Consider the following 15,823-nt stretch of genomic DNA (forward strand, 5'->3'; position numbering starts at 1 on the left):
TCGCGCAGTTCCGCGCGCCCCTTCTCGGCGCCGCCCGGCCCCGAGCGCCTCAGTCCCCGGTGACTTCCGACGACGGCGGGGGCTCGGTGTTCGGCCGTGTCCGCACGTCGTCCGTGCACTCGTACCGTCGTAGCGGATCCCCGTCCGGGCCGCCCAGGATCACCGAGCCGTCGCCCTCCGCCGCCTCCGAGTCGGAGAACGTGCAGACGATCTGGGCGAGGGCCACCGGGGCCAGGGCGTCGGGCGGGGTGCTCAGCCGGAGGGTGTCGTCGGGGTCGTCGGCGCGGGGGCCGGTCACCGTCGGGGTGCCGCGGACCTCGCTGGTGTAGCCGGCCTCCAGCTCCGCCGCCGACGGAGTCGCGGTCAGTTCGTCCAGCAGGCCCTGCGCCACCAGCACCCGCCGTTGCGAGTCCGCCGCGCCCTCCGGGACCCGTACCGTGCGGTCCACGGCCACCAGCGACGAGCGGCACAGCAGGAACACCTGGGCGGGCAGCCCCCGCGAGGCCTGGGTCGCCACGTCCGGATCGGCCAGGGAGCAGTGCACCCGGGAGGGCGCGGGGCCGAAGTCGGTGGGGACCTCGGTGGCCCGGATCCCGCACCCGGCGAGCAGCCCGGCGAACAGCGGGAGCGCCAGCAGACGGCGTACGGTCATCACGCCTCACCCTTCTCGTCCGGGCCCTTGTTCTCCGCGGCCTCCTCGGTCAGCGCCGAGGCGTCCCGGGGCAGCCGCAGCGTGAACACCGCGCCGCCCTCGGGGCAGTTGGCGGCGGTGATCCTGCCGCCGTGGATGTGGGCGTTCTCCAGGGCGATGGACAGGCCCAGGCCGCTGCCCTCGGAGCGGGGGCGGGAGGCGCTCGCCTTGTAGAACCGGTCGAAGACGTGCGGGAGGACGTCCTCGGGGATGCCCGGCCCGTGGTCCCGGACCGCGATGACGACCTCCGCGTCCTCCTCGCGCACCGACACCCGCACCGGTGAGCCGCCGTGCTTGAGGGCGTTGCCGATGAGGTTGGCCAGGATGACGTCCAGGCGGCGCGGGTCCAGCCGGGCGTGGATGCCGCGCTCGGCCTCCAGGTCGACCGCGTCCAGCCAGGCGCGGGCGTCGACGCAGGCGGTGATCTGGTCGACGACGTCGACGTCGTCCAGCACCAGACGGGCGGTGCCCGCGTCGAAGCGGGTGACCTCCATCAGGTTCTCCACCAGGTCGTTCAGGCGCCGGGTCTCGCTGACGACGAGCCGTACGGCGGGTTCGATCATCGGGTCCATGGACCCGGTCTCCGCCTCCAGCTCCTCCTCCAGGATCTCGGTGACGGCGGTGATCGCGGTGAGCGGCGTACGCAGTTCATGGCTCATGTCCGCGACGAACCGGCGGGACGCCTCGTCCCGCGCGGCCATGTCGTCGACCCGTTTCTCCAGCGCTTCCGCCGCGTGGTTGAACGTCCGGGACAGATCGGCCAGTTCATCGGTGCCGGACACCTGCAGCCGGGTGTCCAGCTTGCCCTCGCCGAGCCGCCGGGCGGCGACGCCCAGCCGGTGCACGGGCTTCAGCACGGTCGTGGCGGCGGCCTGCGCGAGCAGCGCTGAGCCGATCAGGGCCAGGCCCGTGGCGATCCCCAGCGACCAGGCGAGGGAGTTGAGGTCCTTCGCCTCCGGCTCCAGGGACTTGAGCATGTACCCGGTCGGCCCGCCACCGATCACCTTCGTACCGGCCACCAGATATGGGGTGTCGTCCTCCATGATCCGCTGCCAGTACAGGTGGTAGGCGTACTTGTTGGTGGAGTTGACCGCCTGCTCCTCGTTCACCGCCTCGCGCAGCGACTCGGGCACGTCCTTCAGCGTGAAGCCGCTCAGCCCGCCGGAGCTGCCGGAGACGGTCCGGCCGGCGGCGTTCCCGGCGACGAGCAGCACACTGAACCGCTGGCTGCTGTTGGCCATCTGGCCTGCGGTGCGCTGGAGTTCGTCCTGCGTCGGCCGCTCGGGCAGCACACCCGCCCGGTTCTGCATCTCCTGCTGGAAGTCCCGCAGCACCGCGTCCTGGGTACGGGTGAGCACGGCCTCCCTGTTGAGCCAGTACGCGATACCGGACGCGGACACGGCGGCGGTCAGTGCCACCAGGCCGAACACGACCACCAGCCGCAGCCGCAGGCTGGTGAACCGCAGCCGCGACCAGACCCCCTTGCGCTCCGCGAACCAGCCGCGGAATCCCCCGTGCGCCGATGTCACTGAGGCGCGTCCAGCCGGTAGCCGACCCCGCGGACCGTACGGATCAGCGTCGGGGACGACGGAACGTCCTCGACCTTGGCGCGCAGCCGCTGCACACAGGCGTCCACCAGACGCGAGTCACCGAGGTAGTCGTGCTCCCACACCAGCCGCAGCAACTGCTGCCGGGACAGCGCCTGTCCGGGCCGCCGGCTCAGCTCCAGCAGCAGCCGCAGCTCCGTCGGCGTCAGCTGGAGGTCCTCGCCGTTCTTCGTCACCGTCATCGCCGCCCGGTCGATGACCAGGCTGCCGAAGGTCGCCGCGTCATTGGACTCCCGCTCCCCGCGCCGCAGCACGGCCCGGATCCGGGCGTCCAGCACCCGCCCCTGCACGGGCTTGACGACATAGTCGTCGGCACCGGACTCCAGGCCCACCACCACGTCGATGTCGTCGCTGCGCGCGGTGAGCAGGATGATCGGCAGCTGGTCGGTGCGCCGGATACGACGGCACACCTCGAAACCGTCGATGCCGGGCAGCATCACGTCCAGCACGATCAGGTCCGGCCGCTGCTCACGCAGCAGCTTCAGGCCGTCCTCACCGGTGGCAGCCGTGGCAACCCGGTGACCCTGGCGCGTCAGTGACAGCTCCAGGGCCGTGCGGATGGCGTCGTCGTCCTCGATCAGCAACAGGGAAGGCACGGGGCTCATTCTGGCCCATGGCGGGGTGGGGTTTCGACACCTGTACAGGTACGGTCCCGACCGCTGCTCTGCGTGACCGGGCGGTGCGTGACGCACGACGGGCCCTGTGACAGCTCTGTGACAGTCGGCGGACACGGCGATGAAGTGGCCCGGGCAAGCTTTTCGACACAAGCAAGGAAGCAAGCCGAACACCGGAAGTCCACGACGGGGGGCGCGAGATGAACACGCTGCACAGCTCAAGCACCAGCGCAGTTGTCACGCGTCTGCACGACGTGCACGGGGGCCGGGGTCCGGAGAAGTCCGGTGCCGTGAGCGGGCGGGGGTGCGCTCGCGGCACCGGGCGTCAGCACACCGCGTACATGACGGTGGTTGACGGTTTCACGGGGGAAGCACACGGGGGAAGCGCGTACAGGGAGGGCTCGGGGGAGCGTCGTTCGCTGTCGGAGGCGGAGTTCACCGCCTACGTCCAGGAGCGCCGCGCCTCCCTGTACGCCACCGCCTACCACCTCACCGGTGACCGCTTCGAGGCCGAGGACCTGCTGCAGAGCGCGTTGTTCTCGACGTACCGGGCGTGGGACCGGATCAGTGACAAGGCCGCCGTCGGGGGTTACCTGCGGCGGACGATGACCAATCTGCACATCAGCGCGTGGCGCCGCCGCAAGCTGAACGAGTACCCGACCGAGGAGCTGCCGGAGACGCCCGGCGACACGGACGCGATGCGTGGCACCGAGCTGCGCGCGGTCCTGTGGCAGGCGCTGGCCCGGCTGCCCGAACTCCAGCGGACGATGCTGGTCCTCCGGTACTACGAGGGCCGCACCGACCCGGAGATCGCGGACATCCTCGGCATCAGTGTCGGCACGGTGAAGTCCAGCATCTGGCGGTCGCTCCGCCGGCTGCGCGAGGACGAGGTCCTCAGCTTCGGCCGTGACGAGGAGGACGCCTTCGGCGAGCTGGTCGCCTGAAGGTACGGGGGGGCTCCGGGGGGAGCACGGGGGAGCACCAAGGAGAGCGGGACTGGTCGGCCGGGGGGTCCGTCCAGTCCCGCTTCTTCGTGCGCCCGGGCTTCTCAGGCGGCGGTGCTCGCCGCCAGGTCGCGTCCCGCGGCCGCGTCGGCCAGCCGGCCCAGTGCCTCGTCCCGGTCGCAGGCGTACGCGCCGAGCGCGGTCTGGCGGGCCACGATCGACCGCTCGGTCCGCATCAGCCGCCAGCCGCGGCGCAGCAGGAAGGGCACGGACTTACGGCCCTCCCGCAGGTCCCGGAGGAAACGGCGGCGGAACGTGGTGACCGGGCCGCGGCTCAGGCACAGCGCGTCGGCCAGGACGCCCAGTTCCCGGCAGCGGGTGACGATCTCCGCCGCGAAGATGCCCTCGGCGATGAACAGCGGGGTCCGCCCGATGTCGACGGGCTCCTCGCCGGTGCGGGCGCTGAGCGAGAGGTCGTAGAGCGGGACCGTCGTACGACCGGTGCGGCACAGGTCCTCGATCGCGGCCACGGCCTTGTCGGCGTCCCACGACCCGGGGTGGTCCCAGTCGATGTCCGAGCTCCCGAGGACCTGCGGCAGCGTCGGGTCGCCGGCCTCCTTGTAGAAGTCGTCGAGGCGCAGCACCGGAAGTCCGGAGCGGGCCGCGAGAAGGGATTTGCCGGAGCCGGAGGGGCCGCAGAGCAGCACGACTCGGGCCGGTACGGGCGGAAGGGAGCTCACGGAACACCAATATGACGCATTCACCTGCCGTTCATCGACTCCGCGGGTCGGCTTTGAAGCGCGCGTCACACCTCAACTACCCTTCGTGTCGACCTGATTACCCAGTGCGTCAGAAGGTGGCAGATCCCATGGCCGGACAAGCGTCCTCCCCCCACCCCACCGCCCGGCGGGCCCTGATCGCTCTCGCGACCGCGGGCGCGGCCCTCGGCGTCGCCGCGCCGACGGCCGCCGCGGACGCCGAGCCGGTCCTCGACGACGTGGTCCGCACCCGCCCCACCTCCCTGGGCAAGATCGACCCCCAGGCCGGTGCCCAGGCCGTCACCGGCATGGTCGGCTATGTCACCGGGCCGGTCGCGGGCCTGCAGCCCAACCCGCTGGCCGGCACGGGCGTGGACCCGCTCGACAACGGCGTCGGGACCCAGCTCGGCGACTTCCAGCCGCTGACCTCCCAGATGCTCACCGCCCCGGTGGCGCAGGCCCGGTCCATCGGCAGCATCCCGGTGCTCGGCCAGGCGACCACCCTGCTGGGCGGCTGACCCGGACGGCAGAGAGCCGCGCTTCCCCCGGACGGAGGGGAGGCGCGGCTCTCCGGTTCGGGGCGGCTCTAGTACGCCGAGCCGGACGCGCCCAGCGAACCCGTGGGGTGCCAGACCGTCTTCGTCTCCAGGAACGCCGTCATGCGTTCGGTGCCCGGAGTCGCCGAGTAATCCACAGGCTGTGGACGCAGGACGCGCTTGAGATTGTCCGCCGCCGCGATCTCCAGCTCCTTCGCCAGCGCCTCGTCGGCGCCCGCGAGGTCGATGGCGTTGACGTCCTGGTGCGCGGCCAGCGGGGCGGCGATCTCCGCCGTACGGCCCGACAGGACGTTGACGACACCCCCGGGCAGGTCGGAGGTGGCCAGGACCTCGCCGAGGGAGAGGGCCGGAAGCGGGGACTTCTCGCTCGCGATCACGATCGCCGTGTTGCCGGTCGCGATCACCGGGGCGATCACCGAGACCAGGCCGAGGAAGGACGACTCCTGGGGGGCCAGGACGGCGACCACGCCGGTCGGCTCGGGCGAGGACAGGTTGAAGTACGGGCCCGCGACCGGGTTCGCGCCGCCCACCACCTGGGCGATCTTGTCGGTCCAGCCCGCGTACCAGACCCAGCGGTCGATCGCCGCGTCCACCTGGGCGGCGGCCTTCGACTTCGACAGGCCCTCGGCGGCGGCCACTTCCCGCACGAACTGCCCGCGGCGGCCCTCCAGCATCTCCGCGACGCGGTAGAGGACCTGGCCGCGGTTGTACGCCGTCGCCCCGGACCAGCCGCCGAACGCCTTGCGCGCGGCGACCACCGCGTCACGGGCGTCCTTGCGGGACGAAAGGGGCGCGTTGGCCAGCCAGTTGCCCTGGGAGTCGGTCACTTCGTACACCCGGCCGCTTTCGGAGCGGGGGAACTTGCCCCCGACGTACAGCTTGTAGGTCTTGAGGACGGAGAGTCGGGTCGCGTCAGACATCGAGGTACGCCTCCAGGCCGTGGCGGCCGCCCTCGCGGCCGAAGCCCGACTCCTTGTACCCGCCGAACGGCGAGGCCGGGTCGAACTTGTTGAACGTGTTGGACCAGACGACGCCCGCGCGCAGCTTGCCCGCGACGGCCAGGATCCGCGATCCCTTCTCCGTCCAGATGCCCGCCGACAGGCCGTACTGGCTGTTGTTGGCCTTGGCGACGGCCTCGTCCGGGGTGCGGAAGGTCAGGACGGACAGCACCGGGCCGAAGATCTCGTCGCGGGCGATGGTGTGCGCCTGGGTGACGTTCGTGAAGAGCGTCGGGGCGAACCAGTAGCCGCTCTCGGGGAGTTCGCAGGCGGGCGACCAGCGCTCGCCGCCCTCCGCCTCGCCCCGCTCGACGAGCGAGGTGATCCGGGTGAGCTGCTCCTCGGAGTTGATCGCGCCGATGTCGGTGTTCTTGTCCAGCGGGTCGCCGAGGCGCAGCGTGGACAGCCGGCGCTTCAGGGAGTCCAGGAGCTCGTCCTGCACCGACTCCTGGACCAGCAGCCGGGAGCCCGCGCAGCAGACCTGGCCCTGGTTGAAGAAGATGCCGTTGACGATGCCCTCGACGGCCTGGTCGATCGGGGCGTCGTCGAAGACGATGTTGGCGCCCTTGCCGCCCAGTTCGAGGGTCAGCTTCTTGCGGGTGCCCGCGACCGTCCGCGCGATCTCCTTGCCGACCGCGGTGGAGCCGGTGAAGGCCACCTTGTTCACGTCCGGGTGGGCCACCAGGGCCGCGCCCGTGTCGCCGTAGCCCGGAAGGATGTTGACGACGCCCTTGGGCAGGCCCGCCTGGCGGCAGATGTCCGCGAAGAAGAGGGCCGACAGCGGGGTGGTCTCGGCGGGCTTGAGGACGACCGTGTTGCCGGTCGCGAGCGCCGGGGCGATCTTCCACGCCAGCATCAGCAGCGGGAAGTTCCAGGGGATGACCTGGCCCGCCACGCCGAGCGGGCGCGGGGCGGCGCCGTAACCGGCGTGCTCCAGCTTGTCGGCCCAGCCCGCGTAGTAGAAGAAGTGCGCGGCGACCAGGGGCAGGTCGGCGTCGCGCGTCTCGCGGATCGGCTTGCCGTTGTCCAGGGTCTCCAGGACGGCCAGCTCGCGGCTGCGCTCCTGGATGATCCGGGCGATCCGGAACAGGTACTTGGCCCGCTCGGAGCCGGGCAGCGCCGACCACTTCTCGAACGCCTTGCGGGCGGCCTTGACCGCGCGGTCGACGTCCGCCTCGCCGGCCTGGGCGATCTCGGAGAGCACCTCCTCGGTGCTCGGCGAGACGGTCTTGAAGACCTTGCCGTCGGCCGCCTCCACGAACTCACCGTCGATGAACAGGCCGTAGGACGGCGCGATGTCGACGACCGAGCGGGACTCGGGGGCCGGTGCGTATTCGAATACGGAAGCCATGTTGATCAGTCCACCGTCACGTAGTCGGGGCCGGAGTAGCGGCCGGTGGCCAGCTTCTGACGCTGCATCAGCAGGTCGTTGAGGAGGGAGGAGGCGCCGAAGCGGAACCAGTGGTTGTCCAGCCAGTCCGCGCCGGCCGTCTCGTTCACGAGGACCAGGAACTTGATCGCGTCCTTGGTGGTACGGATGCCGCCGGCCGGCTTCACACCGACCTGCACCCCCGTCTGGGCGCGGAAGTCCCGCACCGCCTCCAGCATCAGGAGGGTGTTCGCGGGCGTCGCGTTCACCGCCACCTTGCCGGTCGAGGTCTTGATGAAGTCGGCCCCGGCCAGCATGCCGAGCCAGCTCGCGCGCCGGATGTTGTCGTACGTCGACAGCTCGCCGGTCTCGAAGATGACCTTCAGCCGGGCAGCGGTCCCGCAGGCCTCCCTTACGGCGACGATCTCGTCGTAGACCTTCAGGTACTTCCCCGCGAGGAAGGCCCCGCGGTCGATGACCATGTCGATCTCGTCGGCGCCCGCGGCGATCGCGTCCCGCACGTCCGCCAGCTTCACCGCGAGGGCGGCGCGGCCGGCCGGGAAGGCGGTGGCGACGGAGGCGACCTTCACGACGGAACCGGCGACGGCCTCCTTGGCCACGGCCACCATGTCCGGATAGACGCAGACCGCGGCCGTGGGCGGGGTCGTCCGGTCGGTGGGATCGGGACGGACCGCCTTGGCGCCGAGCGCCCGGACCTTGCCCGGGGTGTCCGCGCCTTCCAGCGTCGTCAGGTCGACCATCGAGATCGCGAGGTCGATGGCGTACGCCTTGGCGGTCGTCTTGATGGAACGGGTGCCGAGGGAGGCGGCGCGTCCCTCCAGGCCGACCGCGTCGACGCCGGGCAGCCCGTGGAGGAAGCGGCGCAGCGTGCTGTCGGAGGCGGTGACGTCCGCGAGGGTGGCTGCGGTGGGTGCATTGGTGGGCATGGTCACCAGACGAGCATATCTACGCGCGTAGCGGCTGTACAGCCCCGGGCGCTCATCTTCGGAGCGGGCACCGCGCATGAGCGCCGGCGGCACGTCGGGCAGAATCGGGGGCATGACGACCCCGGATCGCCCCTCATCAGTGCCGCAGCCGCCGGTTCCGCCCGCGCGGGACCGGGTCTACCGCTCGCCCATGGGCATGACGGGCGGCGCCCTGCTGCTCGCCATCGCGCTCTGGCTGGGGATCGACGCGCTGGTGCAGGGGTCGGGGCGGACGCCCTGGCTGGCGCTGGCGTCGCTGCTGCTGATCGTGCCCGTGGTGACCGCGTTCACGCTGCGGCCGGCGGTCTTCGCCAACGAGGACCGGCTGCGGATCCGGAACCCGTTCCGGGTGGTCGTGCTGCCCTGGGGGCAGGTCGTCTCCCTGCGGTCCGGTTACTCCAACGAGGTCGTGGACGAGTCCGGGACGAAGTACCAGCTGTGGGCGATCCCGGTCTCCCTGCGGGACCGGAAGAAGGCCGCCCGGCGGACCGCGCGGGCGGAGGCCGAGCGCAACGGCCAGCGTCCCAGGCGGGGCGGCCTCGGGCTCGGGTTCGGGGGCTTCGGGGGCGGCGCCGAGGTCGACGGGCCCGTGCGCGCCGAGACCGACAAGGTGATGGACGAACTGCGGGAGCTGCTCGCCACCCGGGAGAAGGCGGAGTCCGCGCAGGGAGAGGTCACCGTGCGATGGGCCTACGAGGTGCTCGGGCCCTTCGCGGCGGGGCTCGTGCTGCTGGTGGTCGTGCTGCTGGTGGGCTGAGCGGGGGTCGCCGGGGCGGTCCTGTTTCTTCTCCGGGGCGGACGTGCTCTTCTCCGGGGCTCTGGGGCGGACCTGCTCTTCTCCGGAGCCGTCCGTTCCTCTGCGGTGCCGTTTCCGCTTTCCGCGTCCCCGCAACCAACCCGGCCGTTCGCGTGTCTGGTCAGTGATGACTACACATGTTCGGCCCCCGTCGCCCCTGCCTCTGCCCGAGTCCGTCGTGCCCCCGGGCGTTCTGCCGTGGACCGGTGAGCAGGGGCGGCGCTGGGTCGCGGAGCTGCCGCCCCGGTGGGTGCCCGTGCGGGCGTACGGGCGGTTCGACGAACTGGTGACGGTGGTGGCCGGCGGGGTCACGCTCGCCCTGGCCGCCGCCGGCGTGGAGCCGTATCTCGCGGCCCTGCTGCCGCTCCAGCTGCTCTGGGTGCTGGTGCGGCCCGAGGTGGTGCGGGTCGCCGCGCCGGGGCTCGTGGTGGCGGCCGCCCTGGAGCGGGCGGGGTGGGCCGGGCTGCTCGGGGCCGTGGTGCTCGCCGGGATCTGCCTCGCGCTCGCCGAGGTGCGGCTGCGGGCCCGGAAGCGGCAGCGGGCGTGCGCGCTGGCCGCCGCGGAGGGGGTTGCGGCTCCTGTGCCGGGGGCCGGGGCGCCGTTGCGGCGGGGCGTGCTGCTCGGGGTCTTCGGGCCGGTGGTGATCGCCGGTGGCGGGGTGGCGGTCGCGTTCGGCGGGATGGTCGCCGCCGCGGGCTTCCTGCTGGTCGGGGTGGGCCTCACGCTCCTCGTCTCGGCCGGGCTCGGGCGCGTCCGCGCCTCCCGGCTGGGGTCCGGACCGGCGCCTGTGCTGCGGGTGCTGATGCGGGACGATCCGGCGGCCCTGACCGAGGTGTTCGCCGCGGACGACGTTGCCGCGCGGCGCCCGCTGTTCGCCGTCTCCGTGCTGCCCTTGGACTCCGGCGAGGAGGAGCCGGAGGACGAGGCCGAGGCCGACGACGCGGACGACACGGAGGACGAGGCCGACGACGACCTTCTCGACCGGCTGGCCGACGACACGCCGGGCCCGCTGCGCGAGGCCCTGCTCTACGGGGTGCCCTACGACGGTGCCGAGATCGTGATCGTCAGCGCCGACGAGGACCCGGACCACCCGCCCGTCGTGGAGCGGTCGGTCGGGGCCGTGCGGCCGGTGCGGACCGTCCCGGACACCGCGGAGGAGCCGGCCGAGGTCGCCCTCGTCGCACAGCCGGTGCTGCGGTGGCGTGCGGGGCGGCTGGACTGGCTGGCGGCCGTGCTGCTGGCGCAGTGGGGGGTCTGGCTGAGCTGGGCCGTGTTCACGGATGCCGGGGTCCCGCTCTGGCAGCAGCTGGTAGTCCTGCTGGTGGGGCTCTACGGCGCCGCCCGGCTGCCGGTGCGAGTGGGCTGGCGGATCACCGCCGACCGGGCCGGGCTGTGGATCAACGGCCTGTTCAAGGTCACCCACATCCCCTGGGACGACTTCCGCTCCGCCCGCCATCGGTCCATGGAACTGAAGCTTCGGTGGCGCGGCGGACAGTCCTGGACCATCGCCGCCCCCCGCTGGACGTGGCTGGAACGACGACGCGGCCTGACCCACCCCTACGACCGGCTGGCCGCCGAACTCAACGCCCTGCACGCCGACCCCGCCCTGCGCCCCACGGGCGAGGCCGACAAGCGCGGGCGGGTGCTCTGGCCTTGGGCACTGGTCCTGGCGGCGGCCTGGGTGGCGGCCCTGGTGACGGTCCGGGTGGGGTTGTAGGAAGCCCGGGCCGTCCGCGACTGCCCACCGCGCTGACCGGCCGGTGCTCCCGGGCCGCCAGTGCCCCTGGCCAGGCTTGCGGCCTGCGCCTGCGGCGGAGTGACCGGTGCTTGCGGTGTGGCCCGTGGCGCTGTGGCCCGCGATCGGTCGGGTGGCGGTTGTGGCGCGTGTCGTCGGTCGGTCCGTGCCGTCAGGTCGCGGCGCAGTGCAATGGGCTGCCGGATCCACCGGCCTGCGGTGATGCGGATGGGTGCGGCCGGGCCGTTGTCCCGCGGAGCCCGTTACGGCGCGCTCGACCAGACCAGGGGCATGTACGCGCCGAAGTAGGCCGAGGCCGCTGCCGCCGTGGTCAGGGTCAGGGCGCGGTAGCGGGGGGAGGCGCGGGTCAGGTGGAGGGCCAGGGGGAGGAGGAGGGGGAAGGCCGGGAGGAGGAAGCGGGCCCGGGGGAAGTAGACGCCGTCGCTGGTCAGGACGATCGCGAGGAGCACGCCGGTGAACACCAGCAGCGGCAGCGGCTGGCGGTCCGCCACGGACAGGGCGAAGAGCACCGCCGACGCCAGCAGGACGCCCGTCACCAGTACCAGGAACAGGTGGGGCTTGGGGTCCCGCAGCAGGAGGTCGCGCATCCAGCGCAGCGTCCCGGCGCCGCCGTCCAGTTCGTTGCGCCACAGCCGCTGTACGGCGAAATAGCCGTCCCAGCGGCCCGTGCGCAGGCCGACCCAGCCGACGTAACCGCACCAGCCGAGCGGGGCCAGGACCGCGGCGGCGAGGGCACTGGGCGGAAAGGGACGCCGGCGCAGGGCGAGCAGCGCGGTGACCGTGACGGCGGCCGCCACCGCGATGCCGGTCGGGCGGGTCAGGCCCGCGAGGACCGCGCAGGCAGCCGCCCACAGCCAGCGGCCGGTCAGCACGGCGTACAGGGACCAGGCGGCGCAGGCCGTGAACAAGGACTCGGTGTAGCCCATCCACTGCACCAGCCCGACCGGGTACGCGGCCCACAGGACGGTCAGGAGGACGCCGACGCGTCGGTCGTGCAGCAGGTCGCCGACGGCGAAGATCCCCCACGCGGCCACCAGCGAGGCGACCACGGCGATGCAGAGCCCGGTGCTCGCGGGGCTGCCCGGCGCGACGGCCGACACGGCCCTGATCAGCAGCGGGTGGAGCGGGAAGAACGCCATGTTGTTGGCGTTGTACGCGGTGCCGAGACCGGTCGCGTAACCGTGGTCGGCGATGCCCAGGTACCAGTCGGCGTCCCACCGCGTCGCCAGGATCGGCCAGACCCCGTGACCCCTGCGGTGCGCCCAGACGGTCAGCACCAGCAGGCCCGTCGCGCGTACGGCGACGTAGGCGAGGAGCGCCGGGGCCGCGCGGCGGAGGGGGCCGGGGCGGTGCGCGCGCGGGGCGGGGGCTGGGGTCGCCCGGGATGTCGGCCGGAAGGCGGTGGTGGACACGGCGGCGGCTCCTGGGCTGACGCGTGGGCGGGTGCCGGTCCACGGTTGCCCGGAGGGTGTGCCGCCGAGGGGAGCCCGCGTCAGCCGCCGCGCCGAAATCACCCGATGGGGCGCCCTCGCGCGAAGGCGCCCCGTCGTCGGTCTCGGGTGACGCGGATCAGATGCCGGCCGCCGCCGACAGGTCCCGCTTGATCGCCGCCAGCAGCTCGGTGGCCCGGGCGCGGGCCGCCGGGAGGGCGGAGTGGCCGGCGACCGGCACGACGACCTCCAGGTAGCACTTGAGCTTGGGCTCGGTACCGCTGGGGCGGACGATCACCCGGGCGCCGTCGAGGGTGTAGCGCAGCCCGTCGGTCGGCGGCAGCCGGTCCGTGCCCCGGGTGAGGTCCTCGGCACGGGTGACGGCGAGGCCCGCCAGCTCCGTCGGCGGCCGCTCGCGCAGCCGGCGCATGGCGTCCGCGATGACGGACAGGTCCTCGACGCGGACCGAGAGCTGGTCGGTGGCGTGCAGCCCGTGCTCGACGGCGAGGTCGTCGAGGAGGTCGAGCAGGGTACGGCCCCGCTCCTTCAGCTCCGAGGCCAGCTCGGTGATCAGCAGCGCCGCGGTGATGCCGTCCTTGTCGCGGACACCGTCGGGGTCGACGCAGTAGCCGAGGGCCTCCTCGTAGCCGTAGCGCAGACCCTCCACGCGGGCGATCCACTTGAAGCCGGTGAGGGTCTCCTCGTACGGGAGGTTCGCCTTCTCGGCGATCCGGCCGAGGAGGGAGGAGGAGACGATCGACTCGGCGAACGTGCCCTGTGCTCCGCGGCCGACCAGGTGGGCCGCGAGCAGGGCCCCCACCTCGTCGCCGCGCAGCATCCGCCACGCGTCCCCGTCCTTGACGGCCACGGCGCAGCGGTCGGCGTCGGGGTCGTTGGCGACGACGAGGTCCGGGTCGGTCTCGCGGGCCTTCGCGAAGGCGAGGTCCATCGCGCCGGGCTCTTCCGGGTTGGGGAAGGCGACGGTGGGGAAGTCCGGGTCGGGCTCGGCCTGCTCGGCGACCAGCGCGGGCTCGGGGAAGCCGGCCCTCGCGAACGCGGCGAGCAGCACGTCCTTGCCGACGCCGTGCATGGCCGTGTAGACCGTGCGGGCGGTCCGGGGGGAGTCCTGGGCGAGGACGGCGTCCGTGCGGGCGAGGTAGGCGTCCAGGACGCCCTCGTCGAGGGTCTCCCAGCCGGTGGTGGGGCGCGGGACGGTGGTGAGGGAACCGATGGCGTCGATCTCGGCGGCGATCTCGGCGTCGGCGGGCGGCACGATCTGGGAGCCGTCGCCGAGGTAGACCTTGTAGCCGTTGTCCCGGGGCGGGTTGTGGCTGGCGGTGACCTCCACGCCGGCGACCGCGCCGAGGTGCCTTATGGCGTACGCCAGGACCGGGGTGGGCAGCGGGCGGGGGAGTACGGCGGCCCGCAGGCCGGCGCCGGTCATCACGGCGGCGGTGTCGCGGGCGAAGTCCTCCGACTTGTGGCGGGCGTCGTAGCCGATCACGACGAGGCCGCCGTCCTGGCCGTGCTTCTTCAGGTACGCGGCGAGGCCGGCGGCGGCGCGGATGACGACCGTGCGGTTCATGCGCATGGGGCCGGCGCCGAGTTCGCCGCGCAGGCCCGCGGTGCCGAACTGGAGGGTGCCGCCGAAGCGTGCGGCGAGCTCCGCGGTGTCCTTGGCGTCGATCAGCTCGGCGAGTTCGTCACGGGTGTCCGCGTCGGGGTCCTCGGCCAGCCATGCCTGGGCCCTTGCGATGAGATCGTCGTGCACGTCGGGTCAACCTCTCGTGTTGTTCGTTCGGCCCTGTCGGCCCGGCAAGGGCCTCGTCCCCGAACGCCGGACGGGCTGGAACAGCCTCCGGCGTCCGGGGAGCGGGGGTCGTCTTCCTCGGTCTACAGGCGGCCCAGTACCCGGGCCAGCAGGGCGCCCATCTGGGTGGCGCTGTCGCGGCCGGCCTGGAGGACTTCCTCGTGGTTCAGGGGCTCGCCCGTCATCCCCGCGGCGAGGTTCGTGACCAGGGAGATGCCCAGCACCTCCGCGCCCGCCTCACGCGCCGCGATGGCCTCCAGGACCGTCGACATGCCCACCAGGTCCGCCCCGATGACCCGCGCCATGCGGATCTCCGCCGGCGTCTCGTAGTGCGGGCCGGGGAACTGGGCGTAGACGCCCTCCTCCAGCGTGGGGTCGATCTCCTTGCACAGCGCCCGCAGCCGCGGCGAGTACAGGTCCGTCAGGTCGACGAAGTTCGCGCCCACGATCGGCGAGGTCGCCGTGAGGTTGATGTGGTCGCTGATCAGGACCGGCTGCCCGGGGCGCATGCCCTCGCGCAGACCACCGCACCCGTTCGTCAGCACGATGGTCTTGCAGCCGGCCGCGACCGCCGTACGGACGCCGTGCGCCACCGCGGCCACCCCACGGCCCTCGTAGTAGTGCGTACGGCCGAGGAAGACCAGCGCCCGCTTCTCGCCGATCGTGTACGAGCGGACCTTGCCGCCGTGGCCCGCGACCGCCGGAGCCGGGAACCCGGGCAGCTCGGTGACCGGGAACTCGGCGTCGGGGTCGCCGAGGGCGCCCACGGCCGGCGCCCAGCCGGAGCCCATCACGAGGGCGACGTCGTGGGTCTCGGCCCCGGTCAGTTCGCGCAGGCGAGCGGCGGCGGCGTCGGCGGCGGAGTAGGGGTCGCCCTGGATGTCGTCCGGAAGAAGAGATGCGTTCACGCCGACGAGGGTAGCCGGTCAGGGCCTACGCGCGTAGATGACAGAGCCCACGGGATGGCGATCGTTGTCTTGTTGTTTCCGACGAAACGGCTCCGCGGGCGGGGCGCCTCAGCAAGGCCGCTTGCGCAGCTCCATCACGTAGTCGTGCGGCGCACCCGCCGACTCCGCCGCGTCGGCCACCTCGCCGAGGTAGCGGGCCGAGGGCAGGCCGCCCTCGTAGCCGTTCAGGACGTACGCCCAGGCGGACTCCTCGCCGTCCAGGGTGAGCGGCCGCACCCGCATCCGGCGGTACACGCCCAGGCCCACGCCCTCCCAGCGGTCCAGGGACTCCTCGTCCATCGGGGCGATGTCGTACAGCGCGACGAAGACCTGGGACAGCGGGTCCTCGACGATCGTCGCCAGCGCGCCCTCCCAGCCCATCTGCTCGCCCCCGAAGGTCAGCCGCCACCCGTTCAGCCAGCCGGTGGCGCGCAGCGGCGAATGGGGGGCGCGGCGGGTCATCAGCCGCGCGTCGAGGTTGCCGGCGTACGCGGCGTAGAGCGACATGGGGGAAGGGTACGGCAGGGCGCCACGGCAGTCCCTCCCGTAACAGTGGGATC

Annotated in this window: 15 protein-coding genes; 4 read left to right on the forward strand and 11 right to left on the reverse strand. The window is 72.8% G+C overall.

Features of this window, described 5'->3' with window-relative positions; translation table 11 throughout:
* Positions 1-49 precede the first annotated feature (49 nt).
* The 3 genes from M8H82_RS28645 to afsQ1 are packed head-to-tail and all read right to left on the reverse strand — an operon-like array spanning position 50 to position 2,894.
* Positions 50-652 (reverse strand): hypothetical protein, encoded by a 603-nt coding sequence (locus M8H82_RS28645; protein WP_250077961.1) that lies wholly within the window; start codon positions 650-652, stop codon positions 50-52.
* Complete coding sequence (locus M8H82_RS28650) at positions 652-2,220, reverse strand: HAMP domain-containing sensor histidine kinase (protein ID WP_250077962.1); 1,569 nt, start codon at positions 2,218-2,220, stop codon at positions 652-654. The genes M8H82_RS28645 and M8H82_RS28650 overlap by 1 nt, the downstream gene beginning before the upstream one ends.
* Entirely contained in the window at positions 2,217-2,894 is a 678-nt protein-coding gene (gene afsQ1, locus M8H82_RS28655) for a two-component system response regulator AfsQ1 (RefSeq protein WP_037886857.1), read from the reverse strand. The genes M8H82_RS28650 and afsQ1 overlap by 4 nt, the downstream gene beginning before the upstream one ends.
* Before the next feature lie 218 nt (positions 2,895-3,112).
* Here afsQ1 and M8H82_RS28660 point away from each other — a divergent pair, with 218 nt between their 5' ends.
* On the forward strand, positions 3,113-3,856 hold the full coding sequence (locus M8H82_RS28660; protein WP_250077963.1) for a SigE family RNA polymerase sigma factor: 744 nt from the start codon (positions 3,113-3,115) through the stop codon (positions 3,854-3,856).
* A gap of 104 nt (positions 3,857-3,960) precedes the next feature.
* Here the strand turns inward: M8H82_RS28660 and M8H82_RS28665 are convergent, their stop codons facing one another.
* A complete protein-coding gene (locus M8H82_RS28665) occupies positions 3,961-4,665 on the reverse strand; it encodes a uridine kinase (RefSeq protein WP_374211707.1) in 705 nt (234 codons plus the stop codon).
* Positions 4,666-4,724: 59 nt separating this feature from the next.
* On the opposite strand from M8H82_RS28665, the gene M8H82_RS28670 reads away from it, so the two are divergent.
* Positions 4,725-5,132, forward strand: a complete 408-nt coding sequence (locus tag M8H82_RS28670) for a hypothetical protein (RefSeq protein WP_250077965.1) — start codon at positions 4,725-4,727, stop codon at positions 5,130-5,132.
* Positions 5,133-5,200: 68 nt separating this feature from the next.
* On the opposite strand, the gene M8H82_RS28675 is transcribed toward M8H82_RS28670, so the two are convergent.
* The 3 genes from M8H82_RS28675 to deoC are packed head-to-tail and all read right to left on the reverse strand — an operon-like array spanning position 5,201 to position 8,485.
* Positions 5,201-6,091 carry an aldehyde dehydrogenase family protein gene (locus M8H82_RS28675; protein ID WP_250077966.1) on the reverse strand — a complete coding sequence of 297 codons (891 nt, stop codon included), beginning with the start codon at positions 6,089-6,091 and terminating at the stop codon, positions 5,201-5,203.
* Positions 6,084-7,520 (reverse strand): aldehyde dehydrogenase family protein, encoded by a 1,437-nt coding sequence (locus M8H82_RS28680; protein WP_250077967.1) that lies wholly within the window; start codon positions 7,518-7,520, stop codon positions 6,084-6,086. Before M8H82_RS28680 ends, M8H82_RS28675 begins: the two co-directional genes overlap by 8 nt.
* 5 nt (positions 7,521-7,525) lie before the next feature.
* Positions 7,526-8,485: a deoxyribose-phosphate aldolase gene (gene deoC, locus M8H82_RS28685; RefSeq protein WP_250077997.1), complete on the reverse strand. Its 960-nt coding sequence runs from the start codon at positions 8,483-8,485 to the stop codon at positions 7,526-7,528.
* 112 nt (positions 8,486-8,597) lie between these two features.
* Here deoC and M8H82_RS28690 point away from each other — a divergent pair, with 112 nt between their 5' ends.
* Entirely contained in the window at positions 8,598-9,281 is a 684-nt protein-coding gene (locus M8H82_RS28690; protein WP_250077968.1) for a PH domain-containing protein, read from the forward strand.
* A gap of 217 nt (positions 9,282-9,498) precedes the next feature.
* On the forward strand, positions 9,499-11,037 hold the full coding sequence (locus M8H82_RS28695; protein ID WP_250077969.1) for a hypothetical protein: 1,539 nt from the start codon (positions 9,499-9,501) through the stop codon (positions 11,035-11,037).
* A 281-nt stretch (positions 11,038-11,318) separates the two neighbouring features.
* On the opposite strand, the gene M8H82_RS28700 is transcribed toward M8H82_RS28695, so the two are convergent.
* From M8H82_RS28700 to M8H82_RS28715, 4 genes are all read right to left on the reverse strand, one after another.
* The gene (locus M8H82_RS28700) at positions 11,319-12,488 is read right to left on the reverse strand and encodes a hypothetical protein (RefSeq protein WP_250077970.1); all 1,170 of its coding nucleotides are present in this window, start codon (positions 12,486-12,488) and stop codon (positions 11,319-11,321) included.
* A 157-nt stretch (positions 12,489-12,645) separates the two neighbouring features.
* Complete coding sequence (locus tag M8H82_RS28705; RefSeq protein WP_250077971.1) at positions 12,646-14,277, reverse strand: phospho-sugar mutase; 1,632 nt, start codon at positions 14,275-14,277, stop codon at positions 12,646-12,648.
* Positions 14,278-14,399: 122 nt separating this feature from the next.
* Positions 14,400-15,224, reverse strand: coding sequence for a purine-nucleoside phosphorylase (locus M8H82_RS28710; protein WP_250077972.1), 825 nt, complete (start codon positions 15,222-15,224; stop codon positions 14,400-14,402).
* A 108-nt stretch (positions 15,225-15,332) separates the two neighbouring features.
* Complete coding sequence (locus tag M8H82_RS28715; RefSeq protein WP_250077973.1) at positions 15,333-15,770, reverse strand: gamma-glutamylcyclotransferase; 438 nt, start codon at positions 15,768-15,770, stop codon at positions 15,333-15,335.
* Positions 15,771-15,823: the final 53 nt, after the last annotated feature.

Origin of the sequence: Streptomyces sp. YS415 (genome assembly GCF_023544665.1) — a bacterium.
In the GTDB taxonomy this organism is placed as follows: Bacteria; Actinomycetota; Actinomycetes; order Streptomycetales; family Streptomycetaceae; genus Streptomyces.